This window comes from Aneurinibacillus danicus (genome assembly GCF_007991215.1).
GTDB classification, from domain to species: domain Bacteria; phylum Bacillota; class Bacilli; order Aneurinibacillales; family Aneurinibacillaceae; genus Aneurinibacillus; species Aneurinibacillus danicus.
The window spans coordinates 22,839-39,416 of sequence record NZ_BJXX01000106.1 but is presented as its reverse complement, the minus strand read 5'-3'; the positions used below and the strand labels follow the sequence as shown (position 1 = coordinate 39,416).

Below are 16,578 nucleotides of genomic sequence, written 5' to 3'. Positions count from 1 at the left end.
GCTCATGGCTCTGGGGTTTTGAATTGGTTTATGATTGCGGCACTGGAGTCGGCGTCGGTTTCGCGAATCCTTCTTTATATTTGTTATCGATATGTTTGCGAATTTCGAGCAGACTTTTCCCTTCCTGTTTCATGGTGATGGACTCTGCGGCAATGTTTAAGCAGTTGGCGCAGGTTGTGCCGTGCGAATTCCAGACGATTTGCCCGTCCGGCTTCACTTCACGAATGAAGCAGTCACGGTTGCTTTTGTGACCAACGCTCTCGCCGCAGCCGCAGTAGCAGGCCATATGCTCGACCACGCTATGGTTGTGGCCTACCGCCTGATATACTTTTGCAATCTGTGGATCAAATCCTTTAAGGAATGAGGGAAGCTGATCGGGGCCGGAGGTTGTTTCAATAATGTCACCACCCGGTAGCTGCTCTTGATGGGCCGCATGCCCATCGTCATGTGCCGCTTCTTCATTGGAAGAGCAGCCGCTAAGGCCGGATGCGAGCAGTAAAAGGAATATAAAAGCGGTGAAGAACACTTTCTTTGTGCGAAGGTTCATTTTGCCAGGGACCTCCCGTTTTTTTCATTAATTATACCGGAATTAGTCGGTAAATCGTGTGACAAATTGGTCCCATTCTGTTTCTGTGTCCGTATTCATAATTTCATCGTACACTTCCATTATCCATCCTTCGTCATCTTTTGGTTCGGGAAGTGAATTCCCGGTCATCATCTCGGCAGCTCTGTTATCGTTACGCCATTTCTTTTGATAAATTGGAAGGAGTGGACCTATAGCTTCCCGCAGCAATGACACCTCATGCAGAGGGTCGCGCTCGACCCTCGCTTCATAAAGCTCCAGATATTCTTCCTGTGTTTTTGGAGTTTCTCCCTCTTGTAACGATTCGCCGAGAAAAATAGCATGCCGTGCTTTATTTAGTAAATGTCGAATTTGTTCATGGTTCATAGAACAACCTCCATTTTCTTCTATTTTCTCTTGCGGATAACTCCTTCCTATAGTAGCGTATTTTTCAGGGAAGTGCGAGCGGAAAGGGGAAAGATGTGTGGAAGTAGAAAAGAGAATGAACCGACGAAGCTTCCTTAGGCGGCTTGTGGCGGGAATCGGGGGATTGATGCTGCTTGCGGGGTTGGACGCTTTTTTTATTGAGCGTCATATGCTGCGGCGTCAGGATGTTACGGTTCCGTTAGCGGGATTGCCGGATGCATTTAATGGATTTCGCATCGCACACTTCTCTGATCTGCACATCGGTCACGGACTTGCGGCAGATGACCTGGAATCGCTGGTACAGAAGGTGAACAGTGCGAAGCCGGATATGATTGTGTTCACAGGAGATCTGGTGGATGACGGAATGGAAGAGCTTGTGGCAGCGGCGCAGGTGCTGAGCCGTCTGCAAGCCCCATATGGAAAATATGCGGTACTTGGTAATCATGACGTGCGCGGACATGTCGATCCGGATCGTATTATTAAAGCACATCAGGATGCAGGCTTCATCCCGCTTGTTAACCGAAATCTTACGATACGGCACCGTACTGTGGATGAACGGCTTATCGTGGCGGGGCTTGACGATTATTGGAGAGACCCGGATTGGGAGGCGGCGTTCAGCGGTATCGGAAAAGGTGAATGCGTAATTGCGCTTATTCACGAGCCTGATTTGGCGGATCGGGCGAAAGAATATGGGGTAACCCTTCAACTCTCAGGTCACAGTCATGGCGGTCAGGTTCGTCTTCCCTTTGTGGGCGGTGTATTATATCCGCCATATGCCCGCAAATATCCGGACGGATTGCAAAGGGTAGAGAATAGCGAAATGCTCATCCATACCTCGCGCGGGATCGGTACCACGATTTTACCAATCCGGTTTTTATGCCGACCGGAGTGGTATATGTTGACGCTAAGAAAGAAATAGTAAATAAGAGGGTTCAAGAATTTGTGACAATTGAATTTTTGTATTTGATGGTTTTTTTCCAAATTTCGTTTATAATAGGCTTATGAACGCCTACAAAGGAGAGAACTCTTATGTTTTCAAACATCGGATTTCCTGGTCTTATTTTGATTCTTGTGATTGCGCTTATCGTATTTGGACCGAAGAAGCTGCCTGAAATCGGACGTGCTTTCGGACAAACCTTGAAAGAGTTCAAGAACTCCACGCGCGAGTTGACGATGGACGACGATGATGATAAGAAGCCGACGCTGAAAGAGATTAAATAATGGATCTAATATAACATGAACAAGAGGATGCGCACAGCATCCTCTTTTCCTTCGTACCCCAAAAGTCACCCGCCCTTCCTACGATTTTCATGCCGGGGTTGCGGCTCATGGTGGTTTTCTGAGTTTTTAGCACGATTTTTTCTTTTTTTAGTCTCTGTACTTTTTATAGTAAGTGGCGTATAATATGAAGTTGTAAACATAAAGAGCGGTGATATAGTAGAATTTATCCGATTTTGATTCGTAATCTGTCCCTTGTGCATTCGATTGTGCCAGGGCTTTTTGTTTTGTTTGTACTGAAAGTTAAAGAAAGGAAGTTGAGCGTCCATGGAAATATGGAAGCGAAATTTATATATATTGTGGTTTGCACAGTTTATGGTATTGGCGGCAATGAACTTAATCATTCCGTTTCTGCCGCTTTTCCTGCAGCATGATTTAGGAGTGAGCGATCCTGTGCTGGCACAGCGGTGGACCGGATGGATTTTCGCGGCGAACTTCCTGACCGCGTTTCTTGTGGCGCCTCTCTGGGGAAAGCTGTCAGACAAGACGGGTCGTAAAGTCATGCTGCTTCGCTCCGGTATCGGCATGTCAATCATAACATTGTGTATGGGGTTCGTTGCATCCCCGGTACAATTGCTCGGATTGCGCCTCTTAAACGGATTGATTTCCGGATTCGTTCCGGCGGCGGTGGCGCTTGTATCGACCAATACGCCAAAGGAGAAGACCGGCTATGCGCTTGGATTCCTCCAGTCCGGTGCTGTGGCGGGTACGATTCTGGGGCCGCTCCTCGGCGGACTGCTGGCGGAATGGGTTACATTTCGGAATATTTTCCGGGTGACCGGGCTGCTGCTGTTTGGGGCGGCAATGCTTGTGCTGCTGTTTGTTCGTGAAATTAATAAACCGCAGCCGAAGCCGAAAGCGGAGCTGGCTTTGAACAAAGAAACCGGGTTTCGTAAAATCCTCCATACGTCTCCGCTGCCCGGTTTGTTTTTGACCGGATTTCTTATCCAGTTTGCGATGATGAGTACGAATCCGTTCATGTCTTCGTACGTACAGGAGCTATGGCGCGGTGGGGCGTTCATGTCACTGATGGTCGGTGTGGTTATCTCGGTGTCCGGTATCTCGACCATACTATTCTCGCCGCTGCTTGGCAAATGGGGCGATAAAATCGGTTCTCAGTACGTACTGCTAATCTGTCTTATAGGAATGGTTGTATTCTTCGTTCCGCAGGGGCTTGTGCATTCGGTATGGCCGCTGATGGTGCTGCGTTTTCTGCTTGGCATGTGCATCGGGGGACTGATTCCCTCGGTTAACAATCTGATTCGCAAGCATGCGCCGGAAGGAATGGAGAGCCAGACGTTCGCGTACAGTACGAGCGCGATGAATCTGGGGAATCTGCTCGGGCCGATAGCAGGAGGCGCGTTGAGCGGCGCGATTGGCCTGCATGGCCTCTTCTTTATGGCAGCGACGCTTTTCCTAATGAATACGTTATGGGTGAAATATACGCTGCACCGTACACAGACCCCGCGCGCGCTGTTGTCTCATGTGCTGCATACCAAATCATAAAACGACGCAAAAAAAAAGCGGGTGGAACGTTTTGTTCTTCACCCGTTTTTTATGTGTTCCTTTTATTTTAATAAATCAGCATATGGAGCTAAATCGATTTTGCTGGCTTCTAAGGCTGTTACTGCCCGTTCTTTGTCAGGGGCGGCGATGATGTATCCGCGTACGACATGATCCTGGTTTACTTCTTCTGCACCCGCTTCCTGGGCCACTTGTTCTACCTTGTTTTTAATCGATTTTTTCGCCATCGGGCGTACAAAAACCGGCAGCGGTTTCATGAGTTCATCAAGAAGCTGGGTTGAATCGTCTTGCCATTTCATTTTTTGAACATCCTTTCTGGATATGTACTTACTACTTATTATACCTTCCATAGTGGAAAATTAGAAGGAAAACCAGGGGTTATTTGGAAAGACCGAGCAGTACTTCCATGTCAGCCACCGTATTTTCACCCCAATAAGAAGCAAGCAGGTCGCGTGCCCACATCCAGGCCGGAACATAGCCTGTTTTGGCAAAATACTCATCAGGCGTATTTTTTGGCCGTCGTTTCGGATTGACGCATGAATAGCGGTGGCGATAATAATCCCCCCAGCGGCTGAACCGCTCCGTTTCGCTTGTCAGTGCGGTAACAAGCAGGCCGAGGTCGGATTCGATAATCTCCAATGGAAAGAGGGAGCAGCTAAACGGTTTAAGCTTGGCCGGATCGAGCTTCCGCTCAAGAGCGTAGCGATGAATGGCACATAATCGTTTCCCGTTATCTTCAATTAAATAAAGACAGTCTCCCTTGTATTTGCGGATAGACGGATAGTAATTCGTATCAGCCGTCTGTTCATATAATCCCTTTTCTCTGGCCTCCTCCGCACGTCCGTCGTCCCCATAGGCCTCAAGGATGGTAAAGGCGTGTTCTTCGAATAAAGTCAGATTGTCGCCGTGCATGGAGTACGGCTGTCCCTGCTCGCAGCAATTGTGTCCATGCACAAGGTGGCAGTGGAAGCAATCGAGATTGACCGGCGCAAGCAGCGCCTGCGTATCAATCAAGTACTCTCCATGGCGAATAATTGTCTTGTTCAGGCGTGGTACGATGTATTCGTATACAGCGAGTGCATCGCTGAATTTCAGTTGTTCCGGCGTTCCGTAATAACGGCTGCGCATATCATTTCCCGCTTTCCGATTACTCATTTTCCTTCATGATAACGAAAAATGTTATGTATAGCTACTCTCTGCATGATATGATATACTTTACAGAAAAAAATAATCAATTCAGAATAATGGATTAAAGGAGTAAATGAGAGAGTACGTGAAGGGGAGGATGACGAAGCATTGAAGGGTCAAGTTTTTATCTATGATACAACTTTGCGGGACGGCACCCAGGGAGAAGGTGTTAGTCTCTCGGTGGATGACAAGCTGAAAATCGCAAAAAAGCTGGACCAGCTTGGCGTCCATTATATTGAAGGCGGTTGGCCCGGCAGCAATCCGAAGGATATGGAGTTTTTTCTGCGGGCTCGGGAGTTGAATTTGAAACATGCGAAAATTACCGCATTCGGCAGCACGCGCCGATTCGGCATAACGGCGGATGCTGATGCGAATTTGAATATGATTATCGAGAGCGGTGTCGAAGCTGTTGCGATCTTCGGAAAAAGCTGGGATTTCCATGTTACCGAAGCACTGGGCACTACACTCGAAGAGAACTTGAATATGATTTATGAATCTGTTCGGTTCCTCAAAGAAAAAGGACTGGAAGTTATCTACGATGCGGAACACTTCTTCGATGGATACAAGCACAACTCTGAGTATGCACTGGCGACGTTACGCCGGGCGGCGGATGCCGGAGCGGATTGGTTGACGCTGTGTGACACGAACGGCGGCTCGCTGCCGCACGAGATTAGCGAGATTGTGACGCGCGTAAAAGAAACGGTGGAAACACCGGTCGGTATTCATTGTCACAACGATGGAGAACTCGCCGTCGCGAATTCGCTGGCGGCGGTAGCGGCGGGGGCGACGCAGGTGCAGGGCACAATTAATGGATTCGGCGAACGGTGTGGTAACGCTAATCTAATCTCGATCATTCCTAATCTGCAGCTTAAGCTCGGTTACGCCTGTGTACCGGAAGAACAGTTGAAACAGTTGACCAATACGTCACGCTACGTGTATGAAATCGCCAATATTATGCCGCCGAATGTTCAGCCGTTCGTCGGACAGAGCGCGTTTGCACACAAAGGCGGAATGCATGTGAGCGCGATCTTGAAAGCGGCGGAGACGTACGAGCATATTAAACCGGAAGCGGTTGGCAATACACGTCGCGTACTTGTGTCAGAACTATCCGGACAAAGCAACCTGCTCTTTAAAGCCCAGGAGCTTAATATCGATCTGGATAAGAATACACCGGAAGGCCGTGCAATTATCCAGCAGGTAAAAGAGCTGGAGCATCAGGGCTACCAGTATGAGGGAGCCGAGGCTTCATTCGAGCTTCTTGTACGCAAAGGTCTGGGAGAGTACGAAGAGGTATTTACGGTAGAGTCATTCAAGGTACTGATGGAGAAAATCGGGGACCATGATGCCGTAACCGAAGCGACGGTGAAAATAAAAGTAAACGGACAGACGGTGCATACCGTCGCAGAAGGAAACGGACCGGTCAATGCGCTCGATAACGCGCTGCGCAAAGCCATCGAAGCGTTCTTCCCTGATATTAAAGAGATGTATTTGACCGATTATAAGGTGCGTGTGCTGAGCGAGCAGGATGCAACCGCCTCGAAAGTGCGTGTGCTCATAGAATCGACGCGGGACGGTAAGGATAGTTGGAGTACGGTAGGTGTATCGGCGAACGTAATTGAAGCGAGTTGGGAGGCATTGCTTGACAGTATGCGCTACGCGCTGATGGGACGCCACGGGGAAGCGGCGGAGATTGCATTGAAAGAGACGGAGCGTCAAGGAATATTAAATCATTAAAGGAAAAAGAATAAAGCCGGTAAAAAGGGTGAGCCAGTCCCTTTTTCCGGCTTTTTAAATTTCGGTTTTCATTGTTCCGTATAGCGTTTTAGGATACGGTCGACTACGATATCATATTCTGCCAATTCTTCGCGAACGAAAGACGGCAATGTCATTATTTGCTCATTCCCTCCATTGGGCTGCTGGCCTGGGCGTACCGTTTCTTCGGAATTCGGCCTGCTTCATATCCCAGCCGGCCCGCCTTGATTGCCAACATCATCGCTTCCGCCATTTTCACAGGGTCTTTGGCGCCGGCCACGGCCGTATTCAGCAGTACGCCGTCAGCGCCTAATTCCATCGCAATCACCGCGTCGGACGGAGTTCCGATTCCGGCGTCGACGATAATCGGAACGGTGGCTTCCTCGATGATGATGCTCAGATTGAGCGGATTGAGAATCCCCTGGCCGCTGCCAATCGGCGATGCGCCCGGCATGACCGCATGCGCACCGGCTTCCTGCAGGTGACGTGCCAATACGGGATCGTCATTCGTGTAAGGCAATACGATGAATCCGTCTTCGACCAGAATTCTGGTCGCCTCCAGTGTCGCGATCGGGTCAGGGAGCAGGGTTTTCGTATCCGCAATCACTTCCACCTTGATCATATCGCATAATCCGGATGCACGGGCAAGGCGGGCGATGCGCACTGCTTCCTCGGCTGTGCTTGCGCCGGCCGTATTGGGCAGCAGCTTGTATTTTTGCAGGTCCAACTGTTCCAAAAAGTTCGGCTGTGCCGGATCATAGATGTTCATCCGACGCACGGCAAACGTTAAGATTTCTGTTTCCGAGACTTCCACCGCCCGGCGCTGTATATCGAAGTCCGGGAATTTGCCCGTGCCGAGCAGCAGGCGGGATGAGAATTCATAAGGTCCGATTCGAAGCATGATGATCAACCTCCACCAACAAAATGTACAAGCTCAATTGTGTCGCCGTCCGTGATACTTCTTGCGGCATGCTGTTCTTTTTGCAGGATGTCGCGGTTAATTTCTACAACCACGATGCGATCTGCAAGACGCAGATATTCCAGCAACTGCTGGACATTCCCGACCGTGTCAGGAATGGTTTGCATCTTGCCGTTAATTGTTATATTCATAGGCGTACCTCCTTAGATTTACAGGATGGGATGAACATGACGTCTGTCGGTGAAAGGCGCAAGCGGGATATCAAGCGTTTCACCTGTCACCATGCGGGCAATCATTTCACCGGTCAGCGGGCTTAAAAGAATCCCGTTGCGGTAGTGCCCGGTCGCCGCCAGCAGGTTCGCAAAAGACGATACCGGTCCGAAATACGGAAGGCCGTCTTTGGTTTGTGGCCGCAGACTGGCCCATGTCTTTTCAAGCGGGCAGTCTTTTAAGGCGGGCAGAAGACGAACGGCTTTTGTCATGAGCTGCTGCAGGCCGTCAATTGTCAGCCGATTATCAAACCCGCAGTCTGCAGAGGAAGCACCGACGAGCAGACGGTTTCCGTCTTTCGGAACAATGTAGCATCCGTGCGAATAGATCGTTTTTTCGATCCGCTGCGGCATAGAAAGCACGGAGAACGCTTCCCCTTTAATAGGGAAAACGGAGAGCGGCAGGCCGAGCGTATGCGCCAGACGGCCGCTCCATGCTCCGGCAGCAAGCACGTAATGATCGGCCGTAAACCGGCCCTGTGTCGTCACAACCCCTGTAATCCGGCTGTCTGTATGCTCGATGTCAAGCACCTCACATCGTTCCAGAAGCCTGGCACCGCCCTTTGCTGCGGCAACCGCAAACGCCCTTGTCAAATCCGGTGCCGAGACCTGGATATCGTCCGGCAGGTAAAGAGCGCCCGTAATTTCGTCGCTTACCGCCGGCTCCATCCGTCTGACGTCCGTTTTGTCCATCCACTCGGCTTGAAGGCCCATCGCCTGTTGCCAGGCACCGCGTTTTTTTAGCGTGTCGGCTTCTTCTTCCGTCCAGGCGATACGAAGCATACCTGCATTGTTCAAGCCGATATCGACGCCGGAAGTCTGATATAGCTCTCGGGCGATTTCTGTAAACATAGCGCGGCTGCGCAGAGAAAGATCTACTAATGGACCCGGCTCGGTAAACTCGACCTGAGCGCCGAGCATGCCGCCTGCCGCCCCTGATGCATGCGCCCCGATCGTATCTTTCTCCAACAAGGTGACTGTTTTGCCCCTTTTTGTCAGTTGATAGGCAATAGAGACGCCGATGACACCGCCACCGATGATGACAACATCCTGCTTGATCATTTAACACCCTCCATTTTTGCCATGGGCCACGCGCATCTGGGCGATACACGGACATTCTGCATGGCCTGTTGAAATTGCTGGGCAGAAAGCATAGGGTCCCTGGCAAGCATAATGGCTGACAGTACGGCAATTCCGGCACAGCCCGTCGCCAGCGTATCCGGCGCATTGTTAGGCGTAATGCCGCCCAATGCAATAACGGGCAGATTGACGCTTTCCACGATCTCCTGCAAAGCCGCAAGTCCCCGACCGGCCTGACCGGGCTTGGAAGTCGAGGCGAAGACATGGCCGAACAACACATAATCGGCGCCTGACGCTTCCGCCGCTTTTGCTTCCGTGACGCTGTGGACAGAGACACCGATAAGCCTATGCGGGGCAAGACGGCGAATGACGCCGGCAGGCAGGCTGTGATACGCGGCTTGAATGGCAGCGGCTCCGCTCGCAAGCGCTACATCCACCCGATCGTTTACCGCAAGTTTGGTGCATGGCAGACCGGCCGCAACCAAATCCTGTGTCCATTCCCATAACTCCCGAGCGGTTCGCTGTTTTTCGCGCAGGTGGAACATGGTAATATACGGGTGAATACGCGCCACAACCCTGCGGACGTCTGAAAGTGATTGCGTACCGCTGCTGATGACGTGAAGAGCATGTGCCATGTGCATTCCTCTCCCCCTTCCTTCTTTTCTCATGATTTTCACAGAAAAGGCCGGGACCCTATTATGGGACCCGGCCTGATACGTCAATGACAAACGCTTTTATGCCGACTACTTTCCTACGCTGGTACGAACCAGATCAGGTCCCAAGGGTTTAGAAACTTCAACGCGTTTCATTCTCAGCCCGGCTCCTCGGGATCCCCTAGTAGTGCTTTCTATTAAAATTTCTTCCATTATAATCAATAGTAGCAAAAAAGAGAAGAAGGTATATAAAAAACTTAACAAAGGAATAATAGTCTGAATTATTTTGCGATTATCTTGCATAATCAAACGGAAGGGTGAGCAAAGGTTGAAGGCCATTGAATTATTTCCATACGTCAATGATTTGCGCGACCGTCCGGGCCTGTTTTCTTTTTTCGGGTAGCGATCAGAAGCGGAAATCGGGTAGAATAAGAAATAGTTTGTTTTAGCAGAGAAAGGAAGGAAATCATGAATTCATTTACTGCTTTTCAGCTGAAACCGGAAATTCTGCAGGGGATTGCCGATTTGTATTATAAAGAACCGACCCCGATTCAAGCGCAGGCCATTCCGCTGGCTCTCGAAGGAAAAGATGTCATCGGGCAGGCCCAGACTGGAACCGGCAAAACGGCGGCCTTCGTCATTCCGATGCTCCAAATGCTGGAGCTGGATAAAAAAGACGTGCAGGCGCTGATTATGACGCCGACGCGTGAGTTGGCGATGCAGATCACAGACGATATAGCCGAGTTGGGCAAGCATTTGGGCGTTAACGTACTCTCGCTGCACGGCGGTCAGGACATTACACGCCAGATTAGCAAGCTTTCGGGACAGGTGCATATCGTGGTAGGCACGCCGGGCCGAATTCTTGACCACCTGCGCCGGGAGACACTTCATTTCGGACGGATTAAAATGCTTGTGCTCGATGAAGCGGACAAAATGCTCGAGATGGGCTTTCTCGAAGAAGTAGAAGAAGTCTTCATCCAAACAGCGCAGCAAAAACAAGTGCTCCTGTTCTCTGCGACCATTCCGGATGAAGTGCGTCGTCTGGCCCACCGTTTCATGAATCAACCGCAGATTGTCCGGGTCGAGAAGCGGCAGATGACGGCGGAAAACACAAAAGAATCTTATTATGTAGTGAACCAAAGCGACAAGCTTGACGTGCTGCTGGAACTGGTCAAAGATGCCCGTCCGTATCTAGCCGTGATCTTTGCGAATACAAAACAGCGCGTCAACGAGCTGGTGCGCAGCTTGCAGGAGAACGGCATTGAAGCGGAAGCGCTGCACGGCGATTTAACCCAGAAGAAGCGGGAACAGATTATGGACCGGTTCCGCGAAGCCAAATTCCAGTATCTCGTCGCGACGGATATTGCGGCGCGCGGCCTGGACGTGGCAGGCATTACGCATGTGTTTAACTACGACATGCCGTCCGATTTGGAGAGCTATATCCATCGCGTAGGCAGAACCGGCCGGGCCGGGCAGGAAGGAGAAGCCATTTCGCTGATTTCCCCTCGTCAGAAACAGTGGTTTACCCGTTTCTCGCGCGCCATTAGCGGCGGTGTCGAGCAGAAGTTTCTCGGGGGCAAAAAACGTGAAGAACGTAAGGCCCGCAAGGTGGTTCGAGATACGAACGATGGCATTCAGGAAGCACGGACAGAGGACCGCAGTGCGGAGAAAAAGCCGGCACCTGCGTTAGGAGGAGGCCGGGCTAAAGCGAAACCTAGAAAGATTAAACCTGGATACAAGAAAAAAATGCAGGCTGAAAGAGAAAAGCAGCAGCGCAAAGAGCGCCGCAAAGCCATTCAAGAAGTATACAGAACACGCAAGAAAAAATAAACGAACCGGGATGGCAGAATGACGTCATCCCGGTTTTGTTTATTTCGCAAGTAAGCCGAGTACCCAGCGGCACCAGGCAATCTCTTCTTCCTCCTGTTTCAGTTTTCGGCAGAAGAGAAGGTAGCGCCCGAAATGACGGGAAGTAATGCTTTCAATTTCATCCCCGTATTCTTCTTTCATTTTCTTGATTTCTTCTTTGCGAAATGCAATTTTTTCCTCATAAGCGGTCATGCGTTCATGAAAAAGGCGTTGTGCCGTATCCTTATCCGTTAGCCAGATGGAATACACCTTGGCCAGAAATTCATCCCGGATGACGGGGGGAGCGGGCGATTTGCGGGTCCACTCTGCAAGCAGCGCTTTTCCTTTATCGGTAATCGAATAGATTTTTTTATCCGGTTTCCCGGTTTGTTTTACATAAACAAATGTGACAAGCCCGTCTTGTTCAAGCTTCATAAGCAGCGGATACACTTGGCTGTGTTTGGCCTGCCAGAATACTTCCAGCAGCTGCGTTAATTCGTAGCCTGAGCAGGGCTTTCGCACAAGCATGCCAAGCAGGGCGTAGCCTAAAGCATTCATTCTTTTCCTCCCTTATTATTCATATGAGCAAGATTATATATATAAATATTGACATATGCAAACAGAGCACATTATACTAAAACACACTGTTCTATATATAAAAAATTACATATATAATTACTTTAACAAACTGTGAATACAGGCATATTTCTAATCTCAGCATTTCATACTGTTTACTAATTCATTCGGATGAGGAGCGATACATGGTGCAGAAGTATTTATTCCAGCAATTTTTCTCAAAGATAACGTCGGTTCCTTTTCGGGTGGTATTTTGGGATGGAACGACGGATAATTACGGAGAAGGCGAGCCGCGCTTTACGCTTATATTTCATGAGAAGGTTCCTTTTGGAAATTTCGTGAAACAGCCGTCCCTGGCATTTGGAGAAGCGTATATGAACAGGGCGATCGAGATTGAAGGTGCAATCGAAGACGTTATTCGGGCTGCCACGTCGAACCGAAGCATGATTTGGTCTGAAACGCTTACCCGCTTGTCGAAACTCAGCATGCGTAAGCAGCAGGAGAACGTGCAGCACCATTACGATGTAGGAAATGACTTTTATGCATTGTGGCTCGACGAAACGATGAGCTATTCATGCGCCTATTTCAGGACGCCGGAAGACACGCTCGAACAAGCGCAACTGCAAAAGATTGACCATGTTTTACGGAAGCTGCAGTTAAAGAAAGGGGAAACGCTGCTTGACATCGGAAGCGGGTGGGGATGGCTCATCATTCGCGCCGCCCAGCAGTATGGAGTTAAAGCGACAGGCATTACATTAAGTGAAGAGCAGTTCAAAAAAACACGCGAGCGGATTGCAGAGCTGGGGTTGTCCGGTCAGGTGGATGTTGAACTGATGGACTATCGCGATCTTGCGAAAACAGGACGTACCTTCGATAAAATCGCCAGCGTCGGCATGTTTGAACATGTCGGACAGGATCATTATCCTGAATTTATGAAATCGGTGCAGGCGCTATTGAAAGAAGGAGGGTTGATGCTGCTTCATACGATTACGCATATGAAGGAAGAGCCGGGCGATCCGTGGATTTTAAAATACATTTTTCCCGGCGGGTACATTCCTTCGCTGCGCGAGGTCATTCACCTGCTGCCCGAGTATGATTTCCATACGATGGATGTGGAAAACTTGCGGATGCATTATGCGATGACACTCGATCGATGGGCGGAACGTTTCGATCAACATGAGGCTAAAGTCCGCGAGATGTACGATGAGAAATTTGTCCGCATGTGGCGTCTGTATCTGCGGTCCAGTGCCGCTTTCTTTAGAATCGGCGGGCTTTCTATTCATCAGATGCTTTTCTCAAAAGGCATTAATAATCAACTGCCGCTTACGAGGGACTATCTGTATGCTTCGGCTTCGGAAGAACAGAAGTAACAGGCAGGTCTGGTCACAGGCGACTGGATGAAAACATCGAGGTAAGAAAGAAAGGAGGAGGGAGACTTGGAATTAACCGAGAGTAAAAAACGAAACGCAAGAATCATTACGGTGTTTGCCACATTTCTTGCGTTTATGGGAATCGGGGTTGTAGACCCCATCTTGCCTTCGATAGCCGAACAAATCGGCGCAAGTCATTGGCAGGTAGAGATGCTGTTTTCCTCTTATATTTTTATGATGGCGATCATGATGCTTCCCGCCGGTCTGTTGGCCGGCAAGTTCGGCGACAAACCGATGATGGTCACAGGGCTGGTTATCGTTACAATTTTTGCGCTGCTGTGCGGATTTTCCGGTACGATTGCAGAACTCTCGATTTACAGAGCGGGTTGGGGGCTCGGTAATTCATTTTTCTTTGCCACTGCCATGACGCTGCTGATCGCTTTGTCGAGTGAAGTCGGCGCTGCAGTTGGGTTGTACGAAGCAGCTATCGGTCTTGGCATGGCCGGCGGTCCGCTTGTCGGCGGAATTCTCGGTGGATATACCTGGCGTTATCCCTTTATTGCAACCGGATTGCTAATTTTTGTTGCATTCATATTGGTGAGTTTTTTTGTTAAAGCTCCGCCGAGTAAACAGAAACGGAAGACGGCCGGTATTAGAGAGATGGGCCACCTGTTCTCGTATCTTCCTTTTATTCAGGGGGCGTTAGCGGGCATGCTGTACAATTATGGCTTTTTCACCGTATTGGCTTATTCTCCGCTCGTGCTGGAGCTATCGCCCATCCAGCTCGGATTGGTCTTCTTTGGCTGGGGGTTGTGCCTTGCTTACGGTTCGGCTATTTTATCGCATAGATTGGAGCAAAAATATAAACTGAAGAATCTTTTGCGCTATAGCCTGCTACTTTTCAGCGCATTCCTGTTTTTGTTGTTCTTCATAAAAATTATGTGGGTACAAATCGTGCTTGTTATCATTTCCGGTTTAATTTCCGGATTGAATAATGCGCTGTTTACTACGCATGTAATGGAGTCCTCACCGTACGAGCGGGGTGTGACATCAGGCGTATACAACTTCGTACGCTGGCTGGGTGCGGGTTCTGCCCCAATCTTGTCCGGTATCTTCGGGCATATGTTTTTCCCGCAGGCGCCTTTTGGTATCTCGGCCGTTATCGTGCTCATCGGCTTCTTGCTTATGATACTGCCCATAAGGGAACATCAAAGAGAATCTTATATCTCTGCTCAATAAGAACGAATACAGAGATAAGCCAGTAATTATTTGTTATAAAAGGATATAAAAGTACAGAAGGTACAAAAACGGAGTCCTTTCTTTTTCCTCGCCCAGCGACCTGCCGGTCCAAGACCGAAGGAGAGCGGCAACTGTCTCCATCTCTGTTCTGCCCAGGTGTTTTGCCGACCGGCTCGGACCTGCATGAAGGAGCGGACAGGCTATGCATCTTCGGGAAAAAGAATCGGACAAGTTTTTGTACCTTCTTTATTTTATAACTAGCGCACGAATTGCTTCACGAAGTAATCGGGATTCAATCCTTCTCCGCCGGCGTTTTTCAACAGCTCATACCAGGGAACCTGGGCACCGGAATGGAAGATGCGCCGGATTAAATAGGAGCCGGTGCTTTTCTTTTTCAGATAGGAATCGCCTCTGAGTTCGTCCAGTATCATGAAGTGCAGCTGAGAGGCCATCAGTTCGCCCAAAATGTAATTCTGGTAGTATACCGGGGCGGTTCCAATATGAATTTTTGCGGCCCAGTCCGGCTCGTTTCGGCCCTCTGGTTTTTTTACCAGTTGAAAGCGCTCGACCAATGACCACCAGAGCGCATTCAAATCTTGATCCGGATCATGATACATCTCGTGTTCGAAATGCACCATCACCAGGCCCCAGCGCACGAAGATAAGCATGCTCATACTGAGGTATTCTTCAAGTGCAGGTTTCAGTGCCTTCGTCTCCTGCTCCGGAACGTCCGCATACAGTGTTAGCCACTCCGGATTTTTGGTCAGGCGTCCCATGAACATGGCGATGGCTTCCGTGGTAAGCGTATGCGCAGGCGTACGCAGCAGATACGGAAGCGTCCGGTCGATGTATTTATCATACACGCCGTGTCCGAGTTCGTGCAGCATAGTGCTCATCCACCACTCGTTGTCGCGAATATTGGCCAGCACGCGAATGTCTCCGCTGTGATCGATATCGATGCAGTATGCGTGCTGATTTTTGTTCGGACGTTCAAACAGATCGCTGCGCTCTAGAATGTCGTCCACTTCAAGTCCGATGTCCGCAAAAAAGCGCTTTGTAATTTCGACAATGTTCTTGCCTTTAAAATACGGATCCAGCTGGGCGCTCTCAAGCGGGGGAGCCTCCTGAAAGAAAGGATCTGCGTAATGCCACGGCATGATCTCATCCGTGGAAATACCGAATTTGCGCGCCAGTTCTTCGTCCAACTTCTGTTTTACGCGCCGGAACGGCTCCGTCGTTTTCTCTTCCAGTGCAGCAAGAATGGAGAACAGATTCCGTCCGTCCAGCTCCTGAAGCTTTAATGACATGGCATAGTAGTTTTTGAATCCGGCTTCCTGTGCCGCACGGTTGCGCAGTTTCACAAGTTCAATTACACGCTCGGCCACCTGGTTTCCGATTTGCTTGCTTGCTTCCCACGCTTTGCGGCGAAGCGTAGAGTCGGTTGCGTTCTGAAGAATATCTTGGATCTCATTATCCGATACGATTCTATCGTCGAACGAGGCACGGAAGCGGGTGAATTCACTTTCAATCTCACTTTCTTTATGTACGATGTCAGAGAGCAGTATGGCATCTGGTTGATTCGGAATATATTCGTGCTCGAGTAGCACAAGCTGGCGGTACAACAATAGGTCACGCTGCAGTTTTTGATCGGCAAGCAGCTCTTTAAGATGTGTATAATCGTCCTTGCTGGAGAATAGGCGAATCAGATCCTGACGGTATCTTACATATTGCTTCTCGTACTTCTCTTCTCCAGTGGTCGTGGCCTGCCAGTAGGCTTCCGCGGCTGCCTTGGACAGATTTTCTACCTGTTTGAGGCGCGGAGCGAGAAATGCATCGACAGATGGCATAATCGAATCCTCTCTTTCGTGAGATGATAGCTTCTTCCTTTTATCGT

The 16,578-nt window shown here is 49.6% G+C and carries 17 protein-coding genes and 1 riboswitch; of the genes, 7 read left to right on the top strand and 10 right to left on the bottom strand.

The features are described from left to right. Positions 1 to 28: 28 nt before the first annotated feature. Positions 29 to 547, bottom strand: a complete 519-nt coding sequence (locus tag ADA01nite_RS12095; protein ID WP_146810220.1) for a PCYCGC motif-containing (lipo)protein — start codon at positions 545 to 547, stop codon at positions 29 to 31. 42 nt (positions 548 to 589) lie between these two features. Beyond that, positions 590 to 949 carry a hypothetical protein gene (locus tag ADA01nite_RS12090; protein WP_146810219.1) on the bottom strand — a complete coding sequence of 120 codons (360 nt, stop codon included), beginning with the start codon at positions 947 to 949 and terminating at the stop codon, positions 590 to 592. A gap of 97 nt (positions 950 to 1,046) precedes the next feature. Here ADA01nite_RS12090 and ADA01nite_RS12085 point away from each other — a divergent pair, with 97 nt between their 5' ends. From ADA01nite_RS12085 to ADA01nite_RS12075, 3 genes are all read left to right on the top strand, one after another. Further along, positions 1,047 to 1,907 (top strand): metallophosphoesterase, encoded by an 861-nt coding sequence (locus ADA01nite_RS12085; protein ID WP_146810218.1) that lies wholly within the window; start codon positions 1,047 to 1,049, stop codon positions 1,905 to 1,907. A gap of 110 nt (positions 1,908 to 2,017) precedes the next feature. Next, positions 2,018 to 2,209 carry a twin-arginine translocase TatA/TatE family subunit gene (locus ADA01nite_RS12080; RefSeq protein ID WP_146810217.1) on the top strand — a complete coding sequence of 64 codons (192 nt, stop codon included), beginning with the start codon at positions 2,018 to 2,020 and terminating at the stop codon, positions 2,207 to 2,209. Positions 2,210 to 2,533: 324 nt separating this feature from the next. Continuing rightward, entirely contained in the window at positions 2,534 to 3,772 is a 1,239-nt protein-coding gene (locus ADA01nite_RS12075) for an MFS transporter (protein WP_146810216.1), read from the top strand. 62 nt (positions 3,773 to 3,834) lie between these two features. On the opposite strand, the gene ADA01nite_RS12070 is transcribed toward ADA01nite_RS12075, so the two are convergent. Continuing rightward, the gene (locus ADA01nite_RS12070) at positions 3,835 to 4,089 is read right to left on the bottom strand and encodes a DUF2621 family protein (RefSeq protein ID WP_170230253.1); all 255 of its coding nucleotides are present in this window, start codon (positions 4,087 to 4,089) and stop codon (positions 3,835 to 3,837) included. Between the two features lie 79 nt (positions 4,090 to 4,168). Further along, positions 4,169 to 4,945, bottom strand: a complete 777-nt coding sequence (locus ADA01nite_RS12065; RefSeq protein ID WP_146810214.1) for a DUF3109 family protein — start codon at positions 4,943 to 4,945, stop codon at positions 4,169 to 4,171. 141 nt (positions 4,946 to 5,086) lie between these two features. Between ADA01nite_RS12065 and cimA the strand changes: the two genes are divergently transcribed. Beyond that, positions 5,087 to 6,712, top strand: a complete 1,626-nt coding sequence (gene cimA, locus ADA01nite_RS12060) for a citramalate synthase (protein ID WP_146810213.1) — start codon at positions 5,087 to 5,089, stop codon at positions 6,710 to 6,712. 154 nt (positions 6,713 to 6,866) lie between these two features. Here cimA and ADA01nite_RS12055 read toward each other — a convergent pair whose 3' ends face one another. Genes ADA01nite_RS12055 through ADA01nite_RS12040 form a run of 4 tightly spaced genes read right to left on the bottom strand, consistent with a single transcriptional unit; the run spans position 6,867 to position 9,633 of the window. Then, positions 6,867 to 7,631, bottom strand: a complete 765-nt coding sequence (locus tag ADA01nite_RS12055) for a thiazole synthase (protein ID WP_146810212.1) — start codon at positions 7,629 to 7,631, stop codon at positions 6,867 to 6,869. Between the two features lie 5 nt (positions 7,632 to 7,636). Then, the gene (gene thiS / locus ADA01nite_RS12050) at positions 7,637 to 7,840 is read right to left on the bottom strand and encodes a sulfur carrier protein ThiS (protein ID WP_146810211.1); all 204 of its coding nucleotides are present in this window, start codon (positions 7,838 to 7,840) and stop codon (positions 7,637 to 7,639) included. A gap of 18 nt (positions 7,841 to 7,858) precedes the next feature. Next, complete coding sequence (thiO, locus tag ADA01nite_RS12045; protein WP_146810210.1) at positions 7,859 to 8,980, bottom strand: glycine oxidase ThiO; 1,122 nt, start codon at positions 8,978 to 8,980, stop codon at positions 7,859 to 7,861. After that, positions 8,977 to 9,633, bottom strand: coding sequence for a thiamine phosphate synthase (locus ADA01nite_RS12040; protein ID WP_170230252.1), 657 nt, complete (start codon positions 9,631 to 9,633; stop codon positions 8,977 to 8,979). Before ADA01nite_RS12040 ends, thiO begins: the two co-directional genes overlap by 4 nt. Before the next feature lie 96 nt (positions 9,634 to 9,729). Next, positions 9,730 to 9,844, bottom strand: a riboswitch (TPP riboswitch). A 275-nt stretch (positions 9,845 to 10,119) separates the two neighbouring features. Between ADA01nite_RS12040 and ADA01nite_RS12035 the strand changes: the two genes are divergently transcribed. Beyond that, positions 10,120 to 11,481 carry a DEAD/DEAH box helicase gene (locus ADA01nite_RS12035; protein WP_246147319.1) on the top strand — a complete coding sequence of 454 codons (1,362 nt, stop codon included), beginning with the start codon at positions 10,120 to 10,122 and terminating at the stop codon, positions 11,479 to 11,481. 39 nt (positions 11,482 to 11,520) lie between these two features. On the opposite strand, the gene ADA01nite_RS12030 is transcribed toward ADA01nite_RS12035, so the two are convergent. Further along, entirely contained in the window at positions 11,521 to 12,057 is a 537-nt protein-coding gene (locus tag ADA01nite_RS12030) for a PadR family transcriptional regulator (RefSeq protein ID WP_146810207.1), read from the bottom strand. A gap of 203 nt (positions 12,058 to 12,260) precedes the next feature. On the opposite strand from ADA01nite_RS12030, the gene ADA01nite_RS12025 reads away from it, so the two are divergent. Continuing rightward, positions 12,261 to 13,445: an SAM-dependent methyltransferase gene (locus ADA01nite_RS12025; RefSeq protein ID WP_146810206.1), complete on the top strand. Its 1,185-nt coding sequence runs from the start codon at positions 12,261 to 12,263 to the stop codon at positions 13,443 to 13,445. 135 nt (positions 13,446 to 13,580) lie between these two features. Continuing rightward, entirely contained in the window at positions 13,581 to 14,684 is a 1,104-nt protein-coding gene (locus ADA01nite_RS12020; RefSeq protein ID WP_246147320.1) for an MFS transporter, read from the top strand. A gap of 257 nt (positions 14,685 to 14,941) precedes the next feature. Here the strand turns inward: ADA01nite_RS12020 and ADA01nite_RS12015 are convergent, their stop codons facing one another. Further along, complete coding sequence (locus tag ADA01nite_RS12015) at positions 14,942 to 16,531, bottom strand: M2 family metallopeptidase (RefSeq protein ID WP_146810204.1); 1,590 nt, start codon at positions 16,529 to 16,531, stop codon at positions 14,942 to 14,944. Positions 16,532 to 16,578: the final 47 nt, after the last annotated feature.